General features: G+C 36.7%; 22 protein-coding genes. 5 read left to right on the forward strand and 17 right to left on the reverse strand.

The genetic code is table 11. The features are described from left to right. Positions 1-63 precede the first annotated feature (63 nt). From porD to EG342_RS04240, 5 genes are all read right to left on the reverse strand, one after another. Positions 64-969 (reverse strand): type IX secretion system protein PorD, encoded by a 906-nt coding sequence (gene porD / locus EG342_RS04220; RefSeq protein WP_103288560.1) that lies wholly within the window; start codon positions 967-969, stop codon positions 64-66. A gap of 37 nt (positions 970-1,006) precedes the next feature. After that, a complete protein-coding gene (coaBC, locus tag EG342_RS04225) occupies positions 1,007-2,212 on the reverse strand; it encodes a bifunctional phosphopantothenoylcysteine decarboxylase/phosphopantothenate--cysteine ligase CoaBC (protein WP_103288561.1) in 1,206 nt (401 codons plus the stop codon). Between the two features lie 123 nt (positions 2,213-2,335). Beyond that, positions 2,336-2,659: a DNA-directed RNA polymerase subunit omega gene (locus tag EG342_RS04230; RefSeq protein WP_027372958.1), complete on the reverse strand. Its 324-nt coding sequence runs from the start codon at positions 2,657-2,659 to the stop codon at positions 2,336-2,338. A gap of 42 nt (positions 2,660-2,701) precedes the next feature. Next, the gene (locus tag EG342_RS04235; RefSeq protein ID WP_103288562.1) at positions 2,702-3,697 is read right to left on the reverse strand and encodes an outer membrane protein assembly factor BamD; all 996 of its coding nucleotides are present in this window, start codon (positions 3,695-3,697) and stop codon (positions 2,702-2,704) included. Between the two features lie 103 nt (positions 3,698-3,800). Continuing rightward, positions 3,801-4,430: a TetR/AcrR family transcriptional regulator gene (locus EG342_RS04240; RefSeq protein ID WP_047097234.1), complete on the reverse strand. Its 630-nt coding sequence runs from the start codon at positions 4,428-4,430 to the stop codon at positions 3,801-3,803. A 96-nt stretch (positions 4,431-4,526) separates the two neighbouring features. Here EG342_RS04240 and EG342_RS04245 point away from each other — a divergent pair, with 96 nt between their 5' ends. The 4 genes from EG342_RS04245 (at position 4,527) to EG342_RS04260 (ending at position 6,969) form a co-directional block, all read left to right on the forward strand. Continuing rightward, on the forward strand, positions 4,527-5,153 hold the full coding sequence (locus EG342_RS04245) for a TatD family hydrolase (RefSeq protein WP_103288563.1): 627 nt from the start codon (positions 4,527-4,529) through the stop codon (positions 5,151-5,153). Next, on the forward strand, positions 5,146-5,871 hold the full coding sequence (locus EG342_RS04250) for a tRNA threonylcarbamoyladenosine dehydratase (RefSeq protein ID WP_103288564.1): 726 nt from the start codon (positions 5,146-5,148) through the stop codon (positions 5,869-5,871). The genes EG342_RS04245 and EG342_RS04250 overlap by 8 nt, the downstream gene beginning before the upstream one ends. Beyond that, positions 5,871-6,242, forward strand: a complete 372-nt coding sequence (gene rnpA, locus EG342_RS04255; RefSeq protein ID WP_103288565.1) for a ribonuclease P protein component — start codon at positions 5,871-5,873, stop codon at positions 6,240-6,242. Before EG342_RS04250 ends, rnpA begins: the two co-directional genes overlap by 1 nt. Positions 6,243-6,360: 118 nt before the next feature. After that, complete coding sequence (locus tag EG342_RS04260; protein WP_103288566.1) at positions 6,361-6,969, forward strand: DUF4126 domain-containing protein; 609 nt, start codon at positions 6,361-6,363, stop codon at positions 6,967-6,969. 39 nt (positions 6,970-7,008) lie between these two features. On the opposite strand, the gene EG342_RS04265 is transcribed toward EG342_RS04260, so the two are convergent. From EG342_RS04265 to miaB, 6 genes are all read right to left on the reverse strand, one after another. Further along, on the reverse strand, positions 7,009-9,003 hold the full coding sequence (locus tag EG342_RS04265) for a hypothetical protein (protein WP_103288567.1): 1,995 nt from the start codon (positions 9,001-9,003) through the stop codon (positions 7,009-7,011). A 1-nt stretch (position 9,004) separates the two neighbouring features. Continuing rightward, the gene (gene lptE / locus EG342_RS04270) at positions 9,005-9,556 is read right to left on the reverse strand and encodes an LPS assembly lipoprotein LptE (protein ID WP_103289268.1); all 552 of its coding nucleotides are present in this window, start codon (positions 9,554-9,556) and stop codon (positions 9,005-9,007) included. Then, the gene (locus EG342_RS04275; RefSeq protein WP_103288568.1) at positions 9,546-10,250 is read right to left on the reverse strand and encodes a hypothetical protein; all 705 of its coding nucleotides are present in this window, start codon (positions 10,248-10,250) and stop codon (positions 9,546-9,548) included. The genes lptE and EG342_RS04275 overlap by 11 nt, the downstream gene beginning before the upstream one ends. Before the next feature lie 8 nt (positions 10,251-10,258). After that, complete coding sequence (locus EG342_RS04280; RefSeq protein WP_103288569.1) at positions 10,259-11,551, reverse strand: sigma-54 interaction domain-containing protein; 1,293 nt, start codon at positions 11,549-11,551, stop codon at positions 10,259-10,261. A 107-nt stretch (positions 11,552-11,658) separates the two neighbouring features. Further along, the gene (locus tag EG342_RS04285; protein WP_103288570.1) at positions 11,659-12,345 is read right to left on the reverse strand and encodes a tetratricopeptide repeat protein; all 687 of its coding nucleotides are present in this window, start codon (positions 12,343-12,345) and stop codon (positions 11,659-11,661) included. 304 nt (positions 12,346-12,649) lie between these two features. Continuing rightward, positions 12,650-14,086 carry a tRNA (N6-isopentenyl adenosine(37)-C2)-methylthiotransferase MiaB gene (miaB, locus tag EG342_RS04290; protein ID WP_103288571.1) on the reverse strand — a complete coding sequence of 479 codons (1,437 nt, stop codon included), beginning with the start codon at positions 14,084-14,086 and terminating at the stop codon, positions 12,650-12,652. A 42-nt stretch (positions 14,087-14,128) separates the two neighbouring features. Between miaB and EG342_RS04295 the strand changes: the two genes are divergently transcribed. Further along, the gene (locus EG342_RS04295) at positions 14,129-14,314 is read left to right on the forward strand and encodes a hypothetical protein (RefSeq protein WP_123868026.1); all 186 of its coding nucleotides are present in this window, start codon (positions 14,129-14,131) and stop codon (positions 14,312-14,314) included. On the opposite strand, the gene EG342_RS04300 is transcribed toward EG342_RS04295, so the two are convergent. The 6 genes from EG342_RS04300 to EG342_RS04325 form a co-directional block, all read right to left on the reverse strand. After that, entirely contained in the window at positions 14,288-14,701 is a 414-nt protein-coding gene (locus EG342_RS04300; protein WP_103288572.1) for a hypothetical protein, read from the reverse strand. The genes EG342_RS04295 and EG342_RS04300 overlap by 27 nt on opposite strands. Before the next feature lie 4 nt (positions 14,702-14,705). Continuing rightward, positions 14,706-15,185 carry an energy transducer TonB gene (locus tag EG342_RS04305; protein ID WP_103288573.1) on the reverse strand — a complete coding sequence of 160 codons (480 nt, stop codon included), beginning with the start codon at positions 15,183-15,185 and terminating at the stop codon, positions 14,706-14,708. A 112-nt stretch (positions 15,186-15,297) separates the two neighbouring features. Continuing rightward, entirely contained in the window at positions 15,298-17,031 is a 1,734-nt protein-coding gene (locus tag EG342_RS04310; RefSeq protein WP_103288574.1) for a thiamine pyrophosphate-dependent enzyme, read from the reverse strand. Positions 17,032-17,303: 272 nt separating this feature from the next. Next, positions 17,304-18,503, reverse strand: a complete 1,200-nt coding sequence (lysA, locus tag EG342_RS04315; protein WP_185126879.1) for a diaminopimelate decarboxylase — start codon at positions 18,501-18,503, stop codon at positions 17,304-17,306. Between the two features lie 249 nt (positions 18,504-18,752). Beyond that, positions 18,753-19,976 carry a 3'-5' exonuclease gene (locus EG342_RS04320; RefSeq protein WP_103288576.1) on the reverse strand — a complete coding sequence of 408 codons (1,224 nt, stop codon included), beginning with the start codon at positions 19,974-19,976 and terminating at the stop codon, positions 18,753-18,755. A gap of 150 nt (positions 19,977-20,126) precedes the next feature. Continuing rightward, positions 20,127-21,653, reverse strand: a complete 1,527-nt coding sequence (locus EG342_RS04325) for a helicase HerA-like domain-containing protein (protein WP_103288577.1) — start codon at positions 21,651-21,653, stop codon at positions 20,127-20,129. Between the last annotated feature and the right edge of the window lie 196 nt (positions 21,654-21,849).

Below are 21,849 nucleotides of genomic sequence, written 5' to 3' on the forward strand. Positions count from 1 at the left end.
TAATATCAAATGTATATAAAAAAGTGAAAAATCTTTATCAGAGGAAGTTTATAACTTTATGCCCTAGACCTTCCATTTATTCCACTTGTTGTCAATATTTTTCGGTGAAAGGATGATCATGGTTTGTTTTAAATCATTCAGTATCAATCCTCCGTTATTTCCGGAATTGAAGATATTGAAGATCTCATCACTTTTACCATCCATAAACAGATTAAAGAAATAACTCTGCTGGAATGAGTTTTCATACATTTTCAATTGCATCAATGCATCAAAAATAACTTTCTTCGCAGCGGTCTGATCCTGATTGAAGAGATTATCCATTCCTGATCTGTGATAAGTATAAATCGTTGAACGAAGCTGACTCCAGTTGGGATTCATAATCTCATTAACGAGTATTGTACGGCTTCTAGGCTCGTTGATTGTATTCCATCCTTCATAATTCCTGTTCTGGGAATTTTGGGCTATCTGCTGAGCTTTGGCAAACCACTGTGTGCCGCCCATCGATTGGAAACTGTCGGCATCATATCCTAAAATAAGATACACATAGAAACTTATAATGTCTGTCAGGTTTTTACCGGAAAACTGTCTCTCGTTGAATATAAGATTCTCATTTTCAATATATTCAAAAGATAATCTTTGATCATTAAGATTAAGTAGAGGTGATTCATAGGTCGTATTAAATACAGGACGTACGGCCTGAATTACAATCTGTCCTTTGAAATTATTTCCGTTTCTTTCTGAAATAACGAGGGCAAAACCGCATTTGATCTTTTCAAAATTCTGCAACTTTTTTCCCGTCCAGCTGGTATTATTGATGAAGTCTCTAAGGCTTTTTTCCAACGCTTTATACGCTTGCTGGTTACTTCCACCTAACTGTTGAGCATTGACCTGAACAGTTGCCAAAAGTTCCTGAGAAAAACCTGAGGTGTATATAAAAAACAGAAAAAATAAACTTATAATTTTTTTCATTGTCTTATTAATAATTGAGAACGGAAATTTATTAAAATTATTTTAAAAGTTGAGACTCAACAAAATTGAGAATATCTTTGGCCACCTCATCTTTCGACTTCAGGTCAAATTCTTTCTTCTCCGTTTTGGTGAATATTTTTATTTTGTTTGTATCATTTTTAAAACCGGCACCTTCATCACGCAGGGAGTTCAGAACAATCATATCCAGATTTTTCTTTTCAAGCTTTCCTTTTGCATTTTCCTCTTCGTTTTGGGTTTCCAGGGCAAACCCTACTAAAAACTGGTGGGTTTTCTTTTCTCCCATGGTTTTAAGGATATCAGGATTCTTAACCAATTCTATGGTGAGATTTTCATCATTCTTTTTGATCTTTTCCTTTGCTACGTCTTTCGGTGCATAATCTGCAACTGCAGCACTTGCAATGCCAATATCTATTTTGTCATAAAATTCAAAAACTTTAGCCAGCATCTCCCTGGCAGAAGTTACCTTATGCACTTCTACATTCTTATCATTAAGGGTTTGAGAGCTTGGCCCTGAAATCAGAATAACTTTTGCCCCTCTTTTTGAAGCTTCTTCGGCCAGGGAAAATCCCATTTTTCCGGAAGAATGATTTCCAATAAACCGTACCGGATCAATTGCTTCATAGGTAGGACCTGCAGTAATTAAAACTGTTTTTCCTTCAAGACTTTTTGAGTTATTATTTCCTGTAAAATAATTTTCAACGGTATTAAAAATAGTTGCAGGTTCCGCCATTCTTCCCTGTCCGATCAGGCCGCTTGCCAGCTCACCGTTTTCTGCAGGAATGATAATGTGTCCAAAACTTTCTGCAAGTTCCATATTTCTTTTGGTAGAAGGATGTACGTACATATCCAAATCCATAGCTGGAGCAATGAATACCGGGCATTTAGCAGACATATAGGTAGCAATTACCAGATTATCACACATGCCGTGTGTCATTTTAGCTAAAGTATTGGCAGTACATGGCGCTACAATCATAACATCAGCCCATAAGGCCAATTCTACATGGCTGTTCCAGTTTCCGTTATCACCATAAAAATCTGAATATACTGGTTTTTTGGATAGTGTTGACAGACTTAATTTGGTGACAAACTGTTCAGCATCATTGGTCATAATCACTTGTACTTCGGCTCCTTTTTTCACAAAATCCCTGATAAGGAAGTGAATTTTGTAGGCCGCAATTCCTCCGGAAACGGCGATCAGTATCTTTTTACCGGAAACACTCATTTAGTTTTAATTTTTGAAATACTAAAATACTTATTTTTTCCCACAATCAGGCTTTAAAACAGCAAAGGTCATAAAAGAAACAATTTCTTTTATGACCTTAATTTATTAAAAAACAAAAAATGATTATTTTCTGTCTTCTGTTTTTCTGAAATAGATATCTTCGTTCAACCATTCCTCAATAGCAATTGAAGTTGGTTTTGGAAGCTTTTCATAATGCTTAGAGATCTCAATTTGTTCTCTGTTTTCGAAAACTTCTTCTAATGTAGAATTGTGAACAGCAAATTCATCTAATTTGTTGTGAAGCTCCGTACGGATTTCTGCATTGATCTGCTCTGCTCTCTTTCCCATGATAACAATAGCTTCATAGATTGAACCTACTTTATCTTCAATCTTATCTTTATCGTAAGTGATAGTATTTACTTCTGCTTTTGTATCTTTTACACTCATTTTGAGAAAATTATTTTTATTTTAAGATGGCAAATTTACGAATTATCTTTTAATTTTGAAAGTCGCTGCCGGCGGAGGGGTCTGAAGTGCTGCACTGTCCCTCTGTATCTGCTTTGCCTGCTTTTCATTACTGATCTGATCTTTAATTTGCTGCTCATTTTTATTCTGCGCAGCCAACTTATCAGCCTCTTTTTTCTGTCTTGCAGTTAAAGCTGCAATTCTTGCTTCAGTTTGTTTCTTAACGACAACAAAATTCTGCTTTTCTTTTTCAAGTTTCCCTCTCAGGTCTGTTGCAGTTTTTGAATATTCAGTATTAGGAAGTTCTTTTTCTACCATTTTCGTGTAGGTTAAAGCACTCTCAATACGTTCATCTTTAAGATCATAAATAGATTTAGTAGCCAGCTCATAACGGGATTTCATGATATAATCATAAATTTTCGGACGAAGCTTTGTACTTGGGAAATCTGCCAATACGTTTTCTAAAGCTACGTTAGCTGCTTTATACTGACCCATTTTGAAGTATTGTCTCCCATTTTCATAGGCCTTAAATTCTAGCTTATAAGACAATTCATCGATAAGCTGAGTAATATTTTTAGATCGTTCAGAATTAGGATAATTAGTCAGGAAGTCCTGAAGCTCATTGATGGCCAATTCTGTACTGGACTGATCCAGGTTGTAATCCATAGATCCTTCATAGTAACAAAGTGCCGACATATAAGCCGCCTCTTCCGCTCTGGGATCTTTTGGAAAATTAACTGCAAAGTTTTTGAACTGATGTCCCGCCAGCTTATAACTCTTGTCATAGTAGTTGGCATAGGCCGTATTGAAACCTACATTGGGAAAATCATCCGTTCCTGCCACAAGATTGGCAAGTCTGTCATAAAGAGCCAACGCGTTTTTCCACTTTTTCTTAGCAAAGTTGTCATTAGCTGCCTTTAAGATAAAATCTTTATCAGCACTCTTCATTGCCTTTTCCTGGCGACTTACACATGAAGCAATCACCGCTACCGTAAAAAGACCTAAAATATATTTTTTCATATAAAAAATTCAACAGTTTTCGGATTACACAGCCGATTTACTAATTTGCAAAAATATAACTTTTTTGTCAATAGATTTTTTTTTATGAATATTTAACGTAAATTTAGTCTGCAGCGTATCCCAAAATTGCAAAAACACTTAACAAAAGATTCATTCTCACTTTTTTCTCGGCTTCTTTTGTATACGTTTCTTCATTTTTACTTGGAACATAAAGTTCATAAAAATTCTTATTACGGATCACAAACAAGGTAGAGCCTATAATCATGGTAAGAATATCTTCAGGCTTTGGAGTGAAGGTAAAAACACCAGATGCCACCCCTTTTTTTATCACCTCATCCAGTTTCTTTACAAATAATTGGTAGAAATCTAAAAGTTCATCTTTTAAATTCTCTGTATGACGGAGTTCCTGGGTTACAAAACCATGGAAATAATTGTATTTAAATAATTGGGAAACGATATACTTGATCATTTCGCGCATCTGCATTTCCGGTTTACCTTCTTTAATTGTGTCGGCAAATTCAGAGAAATTTTCTCTGGTCTTTAATACCCTGTACTGGTACAAATAAGACATCATTTTCTCCTTTGAACCGAAGTAATAGGAAATCATCGCGACATTGATATTTGCCTTAGAACAGATATCTCTCACAGATGTTCCCTCATATCCTTTTTTTGCGATGAGTTCCTCCGCAATGTCCAGTATGTGGATCTGTTTTTCCGTAAATTTTTTTTTCATAAAGTGCAGTTTGAGTAAAGTTAAGAAATTTTTAACACATTTATAAACGTATGTTTAATAATTTTCAATTAATTCTAAATAACATTATTTTTGAGCATGGAATTTTTTGATTTTCACCATCATAAAAAGGATACCCAAAATGGAATTTATAATTTGAATTTTGGAGAAACTCCACCGGACATCCCCTATTCAGTCGGTATTCATCCTCAGGATATCGATCGCAACCATGTGGAAACGCAGCTGGAATGGATGAAAAATATGATATCTGAAAACTGTTTTGCGATTGGCGAATGTGGCCTAGATTCACTCGTTCAGATTGACCAAAAGATTCAGGAAGATATTTTTTTGCAACAAATCCGGATCTCGAATGAAGTAAAAAAACCGATTATTGTACATTGCGTCAGAAAATTTTATGAAGTTATTTCTTTTAAAAAGAATGCGGAACAACCTATGATTATTCATGGTTTTAATAAAAAACAACGCATAGCAGATGATCTGCTTTCTCATAATTTTTACCTGAGTTTTGGAAAAGCTGTTTTGTATCATCTATCTTTGCAGGATATTTTAAAAAATACTCCAATAAACAAAATCTTTTTAGAGACTGATAATGAAGATTTTAAAATCGAAGAATTGTATCAGAAGGTCTCAGAAATAAAGGATATTTCTTTGGAACAACTTAAGGAACAAATTTTAGAAAATTTACACACAATAAAAAATGGATAAGTACTGGCTGGAAAGAACTGAGCTATTGGTAAAGGAAGATGGATTGGAAAAGCTGATGAAGGCAAATGTTCTGGTAGTAGGCTTGGGTGGAGTAGGTTCTTTTGCGGCAGAATTTCTTGCAAGAGCCGGAGTCGGAAATATGACCATTGTTGATGGAGATACGGTAGATATTACCAATATCAACAGACAGCTTCCTGCTTTACATTCTACATTGGGACAGCATAAAGTGGAAGTGGTTGCAGAGAGGCTTCTCGATATCAATCCTCAGCTTAAATTAGTTAAAATCAACGAATTTCTTAATCCTGAAAGAATGGATGAAGTGCTGAATTCCGCTAAGTTTGATTATATTCTGGATTGTATCGATAGTGTGACTCCAAAGCTATGTCTTATAAGAGCCGCAAAAAGAAGAAAAATAAAATTGGTAAGTTCCATGGGTGCCGGTGGAAAAACAGATCCAAGTAAAGTGATGGTAAGAGACATCAGCAAAACACAAAACTGCTTCCTTGCCAGACAGATAAGAAAAAGATTAAAAAAAGAAAAGATCAACAAGGGTTTCAGGTGTGTATTTTCTAATGAACTTCAGAATGAGGAGAGCCTTAAAATGACCGACGGAGCCAATTATAAAAGATCTTTCTATGGGACGATCAGCTTTATTCCGGCCATCTTCGGATTGTATGCGGCAGCTGAAGTTATTAATTATTTAGTGAAAAAAGATTAATGCAGAATTTTAAATATTCCCGAGCTGAAAAACTCAAAAAAAACATTGAGATTTCTTTACTTTTCGAAAAAGGTAAATGGAGAACTTGCGGCAATCTACGAATAATTATCCTGAAAGATAAGCCTAGTTTTCCCATAGAAGAAGGCAAGTTCGGGGTTTCTGTTTCTAAAAGATATTTTAAAAAAGCAGTACACAGAAATCGTGTAAAAAGGCTTTTAAGAGAATGCTACCGACTGAATAAAGATTTGTTTAAGAATTCTTTCGGTGAAAAAACTTTCGCCATGTTATTCTGGGTTTCTCCGGAAATGCCTCAGAAATTTCAGGATGTGGAAGCTGAATTTATCAAACTTTGTGAAGCCCAGAAAAAATAATCTCTTTCGCTAAAAGATTTTATTGGAAACGCGAATCACACACCAGGCACCGCGAATCTTTCAAAATATCAGATACTTTTTGTACTTTTAAAGGGAAACAATAAATCTGAAAATTAACATGTTAGACAATGTTCCCTATCTTTCCTATATCGTCAGTGCATTTATTGGCATTGGCTTATCTGCTGCCACAGGCTTCAGGGTTTTTCTTCCCATGTTCTTTGTGAGTTTGGCTTCTTACTTTCATTGGATTCCCATGAACGAACATTTTGAATGGCTTGCAGGTCTCCCTACTCTTATAACGACAGGGATTGCAACGGTAGCTGAGATTTTAGCCTATTATATTCCTTTTATTGATCACTTATTGGATACGATATCCATTCCTATGGCGACAGTAGCGGGTTCCATCTTATTTGCCAGTCAGTTTGCAGAGCTGGGAACTTTTCCGCAATGGGCATTGGCATTGATTGCAGGAGGTGGAACAGCGGCAACAATCAGTTCGGGTTTTGCAGGGCTTCGGGCCGCTTCAACTGCGACGACTGGCGGTCTGGGGAATTCTGTAGTGGGAACAACAGAAACTGCCGGAGCAGGTCTGATGTCTATTCTGGCGATGGCCGCTCCTATTATTGCAGCAATTATAACAATTATACTATTAATCCTTGTTATTGTCTTTGGGCGGAAAGCATGGAGGAAATTCAGAGGAAATAAAAAAACTTCCAAAAGCTTATAAAACAAAAAAGGTACAGCTCGTAAGACTGTACCTTTTTATTTAGTTTTTGCTTCTGAAATCCTTTATTTCTTTAATTCTGGATTCAAAGTATTCTTTCTTTTCAGGAGTTTTTCTGATTAATATATCAAATGCCTTGATTGCTTTAGTGTACAGCTTCTGTTCAAAATACAGATTAGCCAGTGTCTCCGTCATCAGGTGCGAAATATCATCATTTTTTTCCTTTACAACGTATGTGCTTTCGTCTTTTAACTGGCTGATTCTAGGGTTCTTTTCAATAAAATTTTCAATAGCCTTTTCTTTGATTTCAGCCTTTTCTTTTTCAGGATCATCAGTTTTGCCGATCTTCAGCCAGCTTTGCCAGGTATTAATAAAGCCGGGAACATTACTGTCCGTCGGGGATTGTGTATTCTTCATGATAGCCTCCTGCACATTTTCTTTTTCCACAGGCTCTTCTTTGCTTTGCTTTTGCTCAACATTCAGTGTTGAAATATCAGAACCAAAGAAAGAAACATTCATTACCGGAGCTTCTTCTTTCAATTTTGCTACGGGAGAAACCTCTTTAGCTTCTTCAATAACTTCGGATGGTTCTTCAACAGGTTCAGAAGTTTCCTCTATTTCTGATACAGGTTCTTCCTGAGATATTTCTGCAGCTGCTAAAGGTTCCTCAATTAAAACTTCGTCTTCCACTTCGGTATCTGCTACAGGAGCGGAAATTATTTCTTCTTCGGAAGTCTTTGCTACCGGAGTTGGAACTTCTGTTGTTTTATGAATTAAAGAATCGGGCACATTAGATTCAAGGCTCATTGGTTTCCAGGAGGATTGTACTTCAGCTTCTGGCACTTCTTTTTCTTCCGAAACTTCTTCTTCAATAGCTTCTTGTACCGGCTCGTGGCTTTCAACAACCTCTTCTTGTGCAGGTTCTGTTTTTATTTCTTCAGGTTTTGGATCTTCTTCCTGCCCTGTTGACCAAAAATGGAAATGCTGAGTTTCTGCAAAACTAATTTCGTGATCTTCTACGATCTCCGGTTCTGCTTTTTCTTCTTGTGGAGCAGATTTAGTTTCCTTCATCTTTTTCTCGACCTCCTCAATCAGGCGTCTCATTTCCTCCTCATGCTTATTGACCCCGCTTTGGGAAGCTTCAGGAGCTCCTATAGCCTCCTCACTGCTTACCTGCATTTTAACATCAGGTAGAAACTCTTCTGTTTTATGGAAACTCAATTCCGCATCAGGCTCGATTTCGATCTCTTCGGAAGTAGAAGCTGCAATATCTTCAGTCGGTATAACTTCAACCTCTACGGGCTTCTCTGTTGTATCTTCTTCGATAATTGTTTCAGGTAACAGAACTTCTGTTTCGTGGAAACTTATATTTTCTTCTTCTTCGACTTTTTCTTCTTGTCCTTCAGAAGAAATTTCATCTTCATTAATAATCGTCTCCGGAGTGAACTCTTCGCCTGCATTTTCTTCAACTTCAGATTGAATTAACTCCTTTTCTTCCTGAGCCGGTTCAGATTTTTGAGTAACAATAGTACCTGATTCAAGCGTTGATTCAAGATCTATGATATCGTTATTTTTTTCTTCCAGAAAATTTTCTTCGCCTTCGAACAAAATTCTGTTTCGTTCACCATTCACATAGATATGTTTAACTTCCTGAGGAGGCTGGAAAACACATGAATTGTCCTCTTCCTGTTTTTCGGAAGGTGAATCTTCTCTTTTGATCGGGAAGCCTTTATAGGGGTAAAGAGGTTTATCTACCGTTTTTGTTATCTGTTTCTCTTCAACGGGTTCAGGTTTTGATTCCTGCAAAACCTTACCATTGATTAACTGATAAAGAATTTTTTTATCCGTAGTATAAGCCGCTGTTGTGGAAAGTTCTTTCTGATAGTTTTCCTTTTCATACAGATGCACTCCATACAGATGAAGTGCCCTGATATTTTGAATATAAGGAAAAGCATGAATCTCTTCTTTCAAAAGACCTAGGTCTTCCAACTGAATATTTTTCGGATTTTTTATTAATTCTAAAACTCTGGGATTCATCTTACCAATTCGCTACAATATCGTTAAATATCTTATTAATAATTCTTTCTGTCACAATCTTCACCTGGGAAGCTTCGATGTCACTCTGTGATAAACTACTGTTAAAAGTAGCTTCATCAGTATAGGTTCTGTCAAAACTGGAATCCGGATGCACTTTATTTTCATAATGCACTTTCACAGTGATTGTAAGCTTGTTCTGAGCCTGCTGAACAACTCCTCCGGAAGGATTCGTTGTCGTATTGGAGCTGATTGTAGTAGCACCGATAGCATAATCTGTAATTTCTCCTTCAATCAGAATATCAGGATTTTCCTTAGTTCCCTTTAATGTTGTTCTCTGTAAAAACCTGTTCTGAATATCAGTTGAAAACTGCTGAGACAATGCAGGGTTTACCAAAGATGCATTATTAGGAAACTCATTGATCTGAACAGTCTTTTCATCAGTAAGAGATGATCCGGTAAAACTGTAGCACGAGTTTAAAACTCCCAGCAGAACAAAAAGCATCCCCGTTAAAATGGGCTGCTTCAGGCTAATATTTTTAATTTTAAAATTCATTTTTAGTTCCAATTTCAGTAATTTCATCATACTCAATTTGTTGAATAGCATCTGCATACGCAAAATAATTAGCAGTATATAAAAACGGCATCGTAAGAAAAAGCCCGATACCACAAGCAATAACGCCTATCTGGGCTAAAAGACTTACCACCAGTGAAAAAAGGAAAATCGATAACAGGTTTCCTTTGGTCATCACTTTTGAAATATTCCATGCTGTTTTGATATCAGTAACTCCTTTTAAGCTGATCAACGGAATCATGTAGAATCCTTTCAAAACAAAATAGTAAATCGCTACCATCATTAAGATCAGGTAAGGAAATAAAAATACCATTACCATTGGATTTGGCTCATTAGCATGTGACATTGCTCCTGATAAAGCCAGTCCGGCAAACAACGGAATGTAAAGTACTAATACCCCACCTAAAATAATCAACTGCAGCATAAAATAAGGCATAAAATCCTTAAAATCAAAAATATCACCAGGGCTTGCAGGTTGATTTCTATTAATTTTTTGAAGATACTTATATAAATTACCCATTGCTAACAGTCCACAAAAAGGGATAATTGACATGAGTAAGCATACTAAAAATGCTACAAAAATATTTCCGAAATCTTTCTTTAAAAGTTCAAGACCTTTGTTAATATAATCGCTGAGTTTAAAATTGATTGGTTTAGGTACTAAATTTACATTCATAATTGGTGTTAGTCTTCTAAGTTATATTGTTTTATTTTTCTGTATAAAGTTCTTTGTGAGATTCCCAGCTCGTCCGCCGCTCTGTTTCGTCTTCCTTTATGCTTTTCCAACGCTTTGATTATCAAATCTTTTTCATTATTCTGAAGAGAAAGAGATTCCGGTCTGTTTTCTTCTACCTCAATATCTTCGATGTCTTCATAACTGTCGTCCGGATTAGAAATAATCGTTGGAGTCTGAACTGTCGGCGTATCGTTATTATTTTCAAAATAAAGTAAAGATCCCGAAGACACCTGTTGTGGCTGCGTTTCCGGTGTATAAATTCTATTAATCAGGCTTTTCTCATGATTACTAAGATCGCCTGTTCCTCTGTTCTTTATTAATTCCGAAGTTAAGGATTTTAAGTCATTAATATCATTCCGCATATCGAAGAGAATCTTATACATAATTTCTCTTTCGCTTCCGAAATCATTTTGCTTGGGGGTATTGGGTGTATTCACCACCATCGGAAGATGAGTTTCCATCGGAATGTACTCAGCAAGCTTCTCGGCAGTAATGTTTCTGTTTCTTTCCACAACGGTCATCTGCTCGACAAGATTCCTTAATTGACGTATGTTCCCCGGGAAAGTATAGTTTTCAATATAATGAACGGCACTTTGTTCCAGTTCCAGTTCAGGCATTCTGTATTTTTCCGCAAAATCTATAGCAAACTTCCTGAATAACAAATGAATATCGCCTTTTCTTTCTCTCAAGGGAGGCATATCAATTTGAACGGTATTCAGACGGTAATATAAATCCTCACGGAATCTACCATCGTGAATCGCCTTCATCATGTTAACGTTGGTAGCTGCTACAATTCTCACATTGGTCTTCTGTACCTGTGATGAACCTACTTTCATAAATTCACCGCTTTCCAAGACCCTTAAAAGACGAACCTGCGTCTGTAAAGGAAGCTCTCCTACTTCATCAAGGAAAATAGTACCTCCGTCTGCTACTTCAAAGTACCCCTTTCTGGTGGCTGTAGCTCCGGTAAAGGCTCCTTTTTCGTGGCCAAATAGCTCAGAGTCTATGGTTCCTTCCGGAATTGCCCCACAGTTGACTACGATATAAGGTTGGTGTTTTCTTCTGGATTCTGAGTGGATAATTTTTGGAATAAATTCTTTTCCGACCCCACTTTCTCCTATCACAAGAACAGAAATATCGGTAGGCGCTACCTGAATGGCTTTTTCTAAAGCCCGGTTAAGTGCCGGAAAGTTTCCGATAATTCCGAAACGGTTTTTTATGCTTTGTAACTCGTTGCTCATAAGTAAATTTTTGATTATTGATTTAAGGTTATCTACAGTTGTTCAATATTCTTTCTGTAAACCTTGTTAAAAATGATGGAAGGACCCGCCTTTTGTGGTCTCTTCATCTACGTTTGCAGTGCTAACGCTTTTAAATCCAAATAATCTTTGTTTCTGATTTTAGAAACTTTACTTTTAAAGTATATATTCTCTGCAAAGTCGTATTCTTTGCCTTGTTTTTCAAAGTTTTCAAGAGCTTTGTCATACCTTCCCAATTCGAAATAGGTTATTCCCAACTGGTACTGATCAAACATTCCTTTGACATAGCCTCTTGTGCCAAGCAGCCTTTCAATAATTCCCGCTGCTTTTTCTTTTTGACCTAAAGTACTACAAGACATAGCTTTCACTATGCCGGTATTGCAATCTTGGTTTTGAGATCTTCCTAAGTCTTTTATCCCTTGAATGGCATCTTTACACTCATGAAGAAAGTAAGATTTGTATTCAACCAGGTTCTTTTTAGGATCAAGCTCTATGGCTTTATCAATAAATTTTCTCCAGGAAGCATAATCTCCCGATGTAAAAAAAGGACCGGATTTTTTCTGAAATAAAAGATCGTTGGAAGGACGTAATTTTACTGCCTCCCCGAATAATTCCTGAGCATATTCTGCCCATTGAATGTCTTCAGCAAGATTAGATTTTTCACACGACTCCTTACACTGATCAGTTGTAAAGCTATTACAATTGACCTGTGCTAAAGACGTACTGTATATCAGTAAACCTAAAAAACTAAGGCAAAATTTCAACGATTTCTCCATTTCTATTTTATAGGCTACTATTGATAATAATCTGTTTTCTTATTTTTCATTTGTTCTCCAACCCTTCATTCAGAGATTCATAAAGGTCTAATGATTTTATTTTCAAACCCTTACCTATTATCTTTTCATTGTATTCGTAATTCAGTTACCGAACTAAGAATACTCCTGATTTTTCTTTACAATTTACTAAAAAACTCCCGGCAGCATGACCGTTCGTATTTTTATTTCTTTTTATTTTTAATGATCCTGTCTGTTTTTTAGTGGAATTTTATCCTTATTCAAAAACTTTAGAAGATCAGTCTATTTATGCTTCCAGTTTTCCTAAAAGCGTGCCTTGAGTGTTATCATACACAAAAACGTTCACAATGTCACCTATTTGCTGTCCTTCAAGCTTATCAAAGACACAAACTGCATTTTGGGAATTTCTTCCTTTCCATTGATTTTCATTCTTTCTCGAAGTTCCTTCAATAAGGATCTGGTGTACTCTTCCTACGTAAGATTTCATTCTTTGTCTGGAAAGTTCTCCCTGTAATGCAATTACCTCAGCAAGGCGTCTCTGCTTCACATCAGCCGGGATATTATCCTCCATCTTCTTGTGAGCGGGAGTTCCCGGTCTTTCGGAATAGGCAAACATATAACCGTAGTCATATTCCACCTCTTTCATCAGACTTAGAGTATCCTGGTGATCTTCTTCAGTTTCATTACAGAAACCAACGATCATATCTTGTGAAAAGGCTACTTCAGGAACGATTTCCTTTGCTTTTCTGATCAGTTCGAGATATTCTTCCCGGGTATGTTGTCTGTTCATTGCTTCAAGCATATTATTGCTTCCACTTTGAACAGGAAGGTGAACATATTTACAGATGTTATCGTGTTTGGCCATCATTCTGAATACATCAAGACTCATATCCTGAGGATTGGAAGTAGAGAATCTAAGTCTCATTTCAGGAACAGCTTTAGCTACAAGATCAAGCAATTGTGCAAAATTTACAGCAGTAGCTTTCTGCATTTCAGAAGCTTTGGCAAAGTCTTTTTTAGGACCTCCACCATACCATAAGTAAGAGTCTACATTTTGACCTAATAGTGTTATTTCTTTATACCCATTGCGAGCAAGATCTTTACATTCTTCTATAATAGAATGAGGATCACGGCTCCTTTCTCTTCCTCTGGTAAACGGAACAACACAGAATGTGCACATGTTATCGCAACCTCTGGTAATGGTAACAAAAGCAGTAACTCCGTTTCCGCCTAAACGAACAGGATTGATATCTGCGTAGGTTTCTTCTTTGGAAAGAATTACATTGATCGCATCTCGGCCATCATCGGTTTCCTTTAAAAGATTTGGCAAATCTCTGTATGCATCAGGGCCCACTACAAGATCAACCAGCTGTTCTTCTTCCAGAAACTTGGTTTTTAGTCTCTCTGCCATACATCCCAAAACGCCTACGGTCATATTGGGTTTTTCTCTCTTAAGATTTTTGAACTGGGAAAGACGCATTCTTACAGTCTGCTCCGCTTTTTCACGAATGGAACATGTATTTAACAGGATAAGATCTGCTTCTTCAACCTTCATTGTTGTATTATATCCCTGTTCATTTAGGATAGATGCAACAATTTCGGAGTCAGAAAAATTCATCTGACAACCATAACTTTCTAAAAATAATTTTTTAGAGTTTTCAGGTCTTTCAGCAATAGCAAAAGCTTCTCCTTGTTTTGTTTCGTCTATATATTTTTCCTGCACGATGATCAATTTAAGGTTCGGGGTTCAAAATTCACAATATTGATGATGAATTTTAGAATACGAACAGATGAGTCTGCAAAGATACAAAATATTGTGACAGATTGGCAGGGCTATCTTTCAGTAAATATTCCTGAAAAATCCATTGCAATTATCATCCTGTCTTTAATGAGTATATTTGCGTACAAAGCAGGCTTTCAGTCCTTAATCGCCATGATCAAAATGATCTGATGTAAAATTGATTTTAATAACTTTTTTGGAAACTTCCGGTTTGCCGTCTTTAATCGCCGGTTTCCATTTTTTTTTCACTTTTTTGAGTGCAAATTTCATATCATCGATGAACATTTCACTATTTTTCACCTTTGGTAAAACATCCAAATTTTCAGCTTTCCCATCAATATTTACATCAAAAACGAAAACAAACACTCCATTCACAGCATACTTTTTCAAATCAATGTAAGCATGAATCATTTGTAAAAACTCCTGAGTAAAAGCAGCATCTCCACCAGGAAATTCTGCATTCTGTGAAATTGGCGTATTTTCATTCTGAGGCTGAGACTTTTGTGAATACCCGGTAAAGCCTAATAAAAGGAATATAATTAAAATATACTGTTTCATATTTTTACATATCTACAGACAAAGAGTTAAAGTTCATTTTCAGCTTCATCTCAGATTTCACAGGTTGTCCGTTACAGGTCGCGGGAGTCCAGTTTTTCTTAATTCTTCTTACTACATACTGCATATCATCAAAGAATATTTCACTGTGCAGCACTTTAGGTGCTCCTTCAATATCAATTACTTTTCCTGTTGCATCAATGGTTAAGGTAAAGGTAAAATCTCCGGCAAGGGTATAGAAATCGGCATTCAGATAGGTATACATGTATTTACTCAACATTTCTTTGTAAGCAGTCGCTCCTCCTGTGAATGAAGCAGGCTTAAAATCATTACATTTCACAGCAACCTGTAAAAATGGCTCCTTGATATCTATTTTAAAAAGATTTTTATTATTTTCAACGATAAAAGAATCATCTCTGTCTTCAAGATCCTGAGCAAATGAAAAGTTGGCAAAACAAAGAGCAAAAAATAACAATATAGTTTTCATAGCTTGATTTTATTCATTAATTATTAAGCAAAGGTAAATATTTACCAGCCTTATTAAAAAGAAAAACTTCACACAACGTATGAAGTTTTTATGGGTATGATATCTTCTATTTCTATAAAAGACCTTTAATATGCTTATAATTGCTCTTTACAGTTTCAAATACCTCATCCATTTTCCCACCCAACATCAACTGCGCCATGGATTTTGTCATCCCCAATACCTGATCAAATTCGATTTTGGGAGGAAGAGCCAGAGCATTAGGATTAGTGAAAATATTCAGCAGATAGGGACCATTGTACTCAAGGCATTCTTTGATGGCACTTTCTACGTCTTCAGGACGGTGTACATTTTTCCCGGGATATCCCATCGCCTGGGCTACCATTGCAAAGTCGGGATTAATCATATCCGTTTCATTATCCGGCATACCTCCCACTTCCATTTCTAATTTTACCATTCCCAGGGTTCTGTTATTGAAAACAATTAATTTTACCGGTAATTTATACTGAAAAATTGTAGCCATATCTCCAAGAAGCATAGACAATCCTCCGTCTCCGCACATGGCAATGATCTGCTTTTGAGGATGTGCCAGCGAAGCTCCGATTGCCATTGGCATTGCATTCGCCATTGATCCATGATTGAAAGAACCCAGCATTTTCCTTTCTCCTGTTCCTGTAATAAACCTTGCTCCCCAAACACAACACATTCCTGTGTCTACTGTAAAAATAGCATCATTTTTAGCAAGTCTGTCGAGGGTATGTGCTACATATTCGGGTTGGATAGCATTTTCTTTTCCAAAGTCTTTCACATATTCGAGTTGATTTTCTTTTACTTTTTCATAAAATTCCAACTGTTCATTAAGGAAATCAACATCCGTTTTCTCGTTCAAAAGAGGAAGCAGCGCTTTGATCGTTTCCTTAACGTCTCCGGTCAGTCCCAGTTCGAGTTTAGCTCTTCTACCTAATCGTTCCGGACTTTCGTCTATTTGTACGATCTTATTTTTCACCGGCATAAATTTCTGATAAGGGAAATCTGTCCCGAAAAGGATGACCAAGTCTGCTTCGTGCATTGCATGATATGCAGAAGGAAAGCCGAGCAGCCCGGTGAGTCCTACTTCATTAGGATTATTGGGCTGGATCGCCATTTTGCCGCGGAAAGAATATCCAACCGGTGCTTTCAACAGCTTCGATAGTTCGATCACTTCCGTACTTGCCTCTGCTGCCCCGATTCCACAGTAAAGAGTTACTTTTTTGCTATCATTAATCAACCCGGCAAGGTGCTTTAGCTCATCATCGGAAGGTCTGACCACAGGATTTGTCTTAAAAATTTGCGCCGACGTAGTAGCTTCTTCTGCCTCGAGCTCAGATACATCTCCCGGAAGACCGATAACCGCAACTCCTTTTTTAGAAATAGCATGCTGGATCGCCGATTGAAGGATGCGCTGTACTTGCTCCGGACGTGTAATCATCTGATTATAATGGCTGCAATCATCAAACAGCTTGATTGTATTGGTTTCCTGGAAATAATCCATTCCCATTTCATCACTTGGAATTGTAGAGGCGATGACCAACATGGGAACATGAGATTTATGTGCTTCATATACCCCATTGATTAAATGAACATGCCCTGGTCCACAACTTCCGGCGCAGACTGCAAAACCATCCAGTTCCGCTTCTGCCGCAGCGGCATAGGCTCCTACTTCCTCATGCCGAACATGAATCCATTGGATGCTGCTTTTTTTGACTGCAATATTCAGATGATTGAGACTGTCTCCTGTTACTGCATAGATTCTTTTCACATTAGCTTTTTCGAGCATTTCAACAATCTGCTCTGCTATATTTTTAGCCATAATTAATTGATTTGATGTTTATTTTGAATAAAAGAGCAACTTTAAAAAGCCGTCTTTCTATCAAATTTAGTTATTTAAATTGAACCTTCCCCAGAATTTCAATGTTAAAAATTTGTAATTTTATGATGATTAAACCTAACAGGTTTTGAAAATCTGTTAGGTTTAGCAACAAAAAAACCTCTATTCTCTTAACCCAACATTCACAATATCTTTATTACTGAAAATAAAAAAGCTGCCCCTAAGGACAGCCATTCATTTATATTTTTCTTGAGTTAGATCACTTCGATCTGATTTCTCAATAAATCTTCAAACTCATCTCTTTTACGGATCAGGAGAGCTTTACCATCAATGAATAAAACTTCAGCCGGCTTCAATCTTGAATTGAAATTTGAACTCATTTCAAAACCGTAAGCTCCAGCATTGTGGAAGGCAAGGATATCACCTTCTCTTACTTCATTCAGTTTTCTGTCCCATGCAAACGTGTCCGTTTCACAAATATTTCCTACTACTGTATAAATTCTTTCTGCTCCTTTCGGATTAGACAAGTTTTCAATCAGGTGATAAGAATCGTAGAACATCGGACGAATCAGGTGGTTAAAACCTGAGTTTACTCCTACGAAAACGGTTGCAGTCGTCTGCTTGATGACATTAGCTTTCACCAATAAATAACCACTCTTTCCTACTAAGAATTTCCCCGGCTCAAACCATAATTCGAACTTTTTCCCTGTAGATTTCGAAAACTCAGAAATTACTTTTTCTACTTTTTTACCTAATGTTCTCACATCAGTCTCTTCTTCGCTATCCTGATAAGGGATTTTAAACCCACTTCCCATGTCCAGATATTTAAGGTTCGGGAAATGCTCAGAAAGCTCCAGCATAATATCCAAAGCCTGTAGAAATACATCCGGATCTTTGATCTCACTTCCTGTGTGCATATGAAGTCCTTCAACATTCAGGTTTGTACTTTTCATCACTCTTTCGATGTGACGAACCTGGTGAATAGAAATGCCAAATTTACTGTCGATATGCCCTGTTGAAATTTTATAATTACCACCGGCAAAGATATGCGGGTTGATTCTTACTAAAATAGGATATGTATTTCCGTATTTATTCCCGAACTGCTCAAGAATAGAAATATTATCAATGTTAATATGAACTCCGAAAGTCATTGCTTCCTCTATTTCCGCAAGGTCAACACAATTTGGAGTAAACAATATTTTTTCCTTTGTAAATCCTGCTTTTAGTCCAAGTTTGACCTCGTTAATAGATACACAATCCAAAGAAGCACCCAGGTTCTTGACATACTTCAAGATGTTGATGTTTGTCAACGCCTTCGCAGCATAGAAAAACTTTGTGTGTTTTAAAAAAGAAGATGTAAGTTTCTCGTATTGAACTTTGATGGACTCTGCATCATAAACATACACCGGGGTGCCAAACTCATTGGCGATCTTTAATAATTCTTTTGAATTCATAATTTCATTTTAACATAAAAAAAGGCAGATTCTTCCAAAAAAGAGTCTGCCACATTGATTATTTTTTATGCAAGACAACTCTTTTAAATATTCCAAACCTTAGAGAACTTTACAGCTCCCTTTTTTCCAGTTTTAATTTGTTTAAAATTTTGCATTGCTTCTATTTATTTTTTGCAAAAATACTATTTATTTTTTATTTTGAGAAAATTGATTTGAAAAGTACCGGCTTATACGGTGACAATTCCTTTATCATTTCGGCAACGGTAACGTCTCAAAATCACCACGAAGCAGAGCCAGCTGCAATTCATTATTCAAATCCGCGGAAGACAACGGAAGATCAATTTTAAGTTTAGCAAGCTTACTCAAAGTTTGAATTTGTGTAAACAGCTCATAAAAACCAAAGGAAATTACCTTTCCGTTTTCGATAATTAAAAATAATTTCTCACCCAGCTTTCTTCCCATACCAAGCCACAATTCATTCCTTTTTCTGAATTCAATCTTTTGCTTCAATACCGCTACATCATTAAATTCTTCAAGAGCACCTATAAACTGAACCGCTTTGGTACCTTGGGTAAATGATCTGAATTTTAAAATAGGTTTTTCAGTTTTATTCAGCATATTTTTCTCAACAACATACTTATTGTTTCTAAAATAAAGCCCGAAAGGTAAAACCTCCTTCTTTTTAATATTTTTAGAATTGAGAATCAGCTTGGCAATAATATCAGTTCCGGTAAGCTCAAAATTAATCTGCTCGACTCCACTCTGGATCTGTTCCCATTTTTTTGATTTGGAATTGAAAACCTTTTTCGAAAATTTATTAATATCCTGAACATAATCTGAGAAGATAATCCTCCCCGCTTCGTCCTGAAAATAAACAAAACCTTTTTCGTTGGGAAGATCCTGAGTCAGTACCTTAATTTTGTTGATATATGTTTTAGCGTTCGTTTCGTCATGCTGCTTCTGAATAATCTCATTTTCAGTATCTTTTGACACTAAAAGCTTAAACAACTCAAGTGTTGCTCTGGCATCTCCGTCAGCTCTGTGATGATTGGTCAAAGGAATGCCCAATGATTTCACCAACTTTCCTAATGAATAACTTACCTCATCGGGAATCAGCTTTTTCGCCAAAGGAATTGTATCTAAAGTGCTGGTTTTGAAATCATAACCAAGCCTTTTGAATGACTGACGAAGCATTCTGTAATCAAAGTCAATATTATGACCTACTAAGGTTGTATTTTGAGTGATTTCAATCACTCTTTTGGCTATTTCATGAAATTTCGGAGCAGTTTTAACCATTTTGGGAGTGATACTCGTCAGTTTCTGTACAAAAGGAGTGATGTCACTTTCAGGGTTTACCAAAGATATAAACTGGTCAGTAATTTTCTGACCATCATATCTATAGATGGCAATATCAATAATGCACTCATTTCTATAACCGGCACCATTACTTTCTATATCTATAATCGAATACATTGATTTTCCCGCTAACTGCTTTTTTTATTTATATTAAATTTCGCCTCTGCAATTTCCTTTCAACCCTGACAATATTTTCTCTGTCAGTAAAGTATAGCCTGCTAAAATAACAAAAAATATGTCAAAACTCAGCAGATTACAGGTACAGAATTATCTTTTTCTGCCTCCCAGTCCAAACATTCCGAGAATTGCTTTTGCTCCTTCTCTCATTAATGTATTGGTGAAAGTTCTTCCCGCGCTGCTCTTTAACACTTGCTCGAACATACCGGGTTCTTCTTTTACCGGTCTTGTTTTTTGGTTAGCTACAGGATTTTGAGCTGCCTGTTCCATTCTGCTTACCAGCATTTCATAGGCTGATTCATTATCAATAGCCTGCTCATATTTTGCTACCATCGCAGATTTAGACGTCAGATCTGCTATTTCCGCCTCGCTAAGGACATCCATTCTGGATTCCGGAGAAATCAGATAAGTGTGTACCAATGGTGTAGGAATACCTTTTTCATCCAAAGCAGTAACAAATGCTTCTCCGATTCCTAAGCTCTGAATGAGGCTTGAAGCATTGTAATATTCTGTTGTAGGATAATTTTCAACGGCCTTGGAAATCTCTTTTTTATCTTTAGCAGTGAACCCTCTCAATGCATGCTGTATTTTCAAACCTAATTGAGAAAGCACATTTTCCGGTACATCTCCAGGAATCTGAGTAATAAAGTAAATCCCAACTCCTTTGGAACGGATCAGCTTAACCATAGTTTCAATCTGTGAAAGAAGTGCTTTTGAAGCCTCATCGAAAATAAGGTGAGCCTCATCTATAAACAGCACTAACTTTGGTCTACCGCTATCACCTTCCTCCGGAAATGTCATATAAATTTCAGCAAAAAGAGAAAGCATAAACGTAGAGAACAATTGTGGCTTGTTCTGAATTTCCGATACTCGTAAAATATTCACGACTCCTTTTCCATCTCTTGTTTCAAGGAGATCTTGTACATCAAAGCTTAGTTCCCCGAAGAAATCTGCAGCTCCCTGTTGTTCCAATGCAACGATAGATCTTAAAATGGCTCCCAGAGAAGCAGAGGCTATAGATCCGTAGTTAGCTGCAAGTTCAGCTTTTCCCTGAGCATTATCGGTAACATACTGAAGTACTTTTTTTAAATCTTTTAAATCGATCAGCGGAAGCCCTTTATCATCACAATATTTAAAGACAATGGACATAATGCTTTGCTGGGTATCATTCAATTCCAGAATTTTACTGAGTAAAACAGGACCGAATTCTGTAACCGTGGCTCTCAATTTCACTCCTTTCCCGCCGGAAATGGTCATCAACTCTACCGGAAAGCCCTGTGGAGTATAAGGAAGCTGCGTTTTTGCATACCTCTCTTCAATAATTGAATTCATCTGTCCCGGCTCTGCAATTCCGGAGAAATCGCCTTTAATATCCAGTACCAAAGAAGGAATTCCCTGATGCGAAAGCTGCTCTGCAAATACCTGTAATGTCTTTGTTTTACCCGTACCCGTTGCTCCGGCAATAAGACCATGACGGTTAATCGTTTTTAAAGGAATAGTAACGTTTACTTCAGGAACTACTTCTCCATCCAACATTCCTTTTCCCAATATAATATGATCTCCCTTCGGAGTATATCTGGCGTTTAGTTCTTCAATAAATTGTGTTTTATCTGCCATCGCATCTCTTTTTTAAGCTTATAAATATAAAATTTTTTGTAACATCTTTAATGATATTTCCCATCGAACTTTATCAGAAGCCGGGAAACAATTTTCATCGTACAAGCAAAATTCAAACCATGCCCTCTAAAATTAGAAATTACGCAGACAGGCTTGCCTTTACTCCACGCAGACATGATAAAAAACAGCATTTGCA

Origin of the sequence: Chryseobacterium lactis (assembly GCF_003815875.1) — a bacterium.
GTDB lineage: Bacteria > Bacteroidota > Bacteroidia > Flavobacteriales > Weeksellaceae > Chryseobacterium > Chryseobacterium lactis.

What these genes read in the sequence shown, in the direction of transcription:
- porD (WP_103288560.1), bottom strand. Translation starts at nt 969, where the DNA reads ATGAAAAAAATTATAAGTTTATTTTTTCTGTTTTTTATATACACCTCA.
- coaBC (WP_103288561.1), bottom strand. Translation starts at nt 2,212, where the DNA reads ATGAGTGTTTCCGGTAAAAAGATACTGATCGCCGTTTCCGGAGGAATT.
- EG342_RS04230 (WP_027372958.1), bottom strand. Translation starts at nt 2,659, where the DNA reads ATGAGTGTAAAAGATACAAAAGCAGAAGTAAATACTATCACTTACGAT.
- EG342_RS04235 (WP_103288562.1), bottom strand. Translation starts at nt 3,697, where the DNA reads ATGAAAAAATATATTTTAGGTCTTTTTACGGTAGCGGTGATTGCTTCA.
- EG342_RS04240 (WP_047097234.1), bottom strand. Translation starts at nt 4,430, where the DNA reads ATGAAAAAAAAATTTACGGAAAAACAGATCCACATACTGGACATTGCG.
- EG342_RS04245 (WP_103288563.1), top strand. Translation starts at nt 4,527, where the DNA reads ATGGAATTTTTTGATTTTCACCATCATAAAAAGGATACCCAAAATGGA.
- EG342_RS04250 (WP_103288564.1), top strand. Translation starts at nt 5,146, where the DNA reads ATGGATAAGTACTGGCTGGAAAGAACTGAGCTATTGGTAAAGGAAGAT.
- rnpA (WP_103288565.1), top strand. Translation starts at nt 5,871, where the DNA reads ATGCAGAATTTTAAATATTCCCGAGCTGAAAAACTCAAAAAAAACATT.
- EG342_RS04260 (WP_103288566.1), top strand. Translation starts at nt 6,361, where the DNA reads ATGTTAGACAATGTTCCCTATCTTTCCTATATCGTCAGTGCATTTATT.
- EG342_RS04265 (WP_103288567.1), bottom strand. Translation starts at nt 9,003, where the DNA reads ATGAATCCCAGAGTTTTAGAATTAATAAAAAATCCGAAAAATATTCAG.
- lptE (WP_103289268.1), bottom strand. Translation starts at nt 9,556, where the DNA reads ATGAATTTTAAAATTAAAAATATTAGCCTGAAGCAGCCCATTTTAACG.
- EG342_RS04275 (WP_103288568.1), bottom strand. Translation starts at nt 10,250, where the DNA reads ATGAATGTAAATTTAGTACCTAAACCAATCAATTTTAAACTCAGCGAT.
- EG342_RS04280 (WP_103288569.1), bottom strand. Translation starts at nt 11,551, where the DNA reads ATGAGCAACGAGTTACAAAGCATAAAAAACCGTTTCGGAATTATCGGA.
- EG342_RS04285 (WP_103288570.1), bottom strand. Translation starts at nt 12,345, where the DNA reads ATGGAGAAATCGTTGAAATTTTGCCTTAGTTTTTTAGGTTTACTGATA.
- EG342_RS04295 (WP_123868026.1), top strand. Translation starts at nt 14,129, where the DNA reads ATGATGAATTTTAGAATACGAACAGATGAGTCTGCAAAGATACAAAAT.
- EG342_RS04300 (WP_103288572.1), bottom strand. Translation starts at nt 14,701, where the DNA reads ATGAAACAGTATATTTTAATTATATTCCTTTTATTAGGCTTTACCGGG.
- EG342_RS04305 (WP_103288573.1), bottom strand. Translation starts at nt 15,185, where the DNA reads ATGAAAACTATATTGTTATTTTTTGCTCTTTGTTTTGCCAACTTTTCA.
- EG342_RS04310 (WP_103288574.1), bottom strand. Translation starts at nt 17,031, where the DNA reads ATGGCTAAAAATATAGCAGAGCAGATTGTTGAAATGCTCGAAAAAGCT.
- lysA (WP_185126879.1), bottom strand. Translation starts at nt 18,503, where the DNA reads ATGAATTCAAAAGAATTATTAAAGATCGCCAATGAGTTTGGCACCCCG.
- EG342_RS04320 (WP_103288576.1), bottom strand. Translation starts at nt 19,976, where the DNA reads ATGTATTCGATTATAGATATAGAAAGTAATGGTGCCGGTTATAGAAAT.
- EG342_RS04325 (WP_103288577.1), bottom strand. Translation starts at nt 21,653, where the DNA reads ATGGCAGATAAAACACAATTTATTGAAGAACTAAACGCCAGATATACT.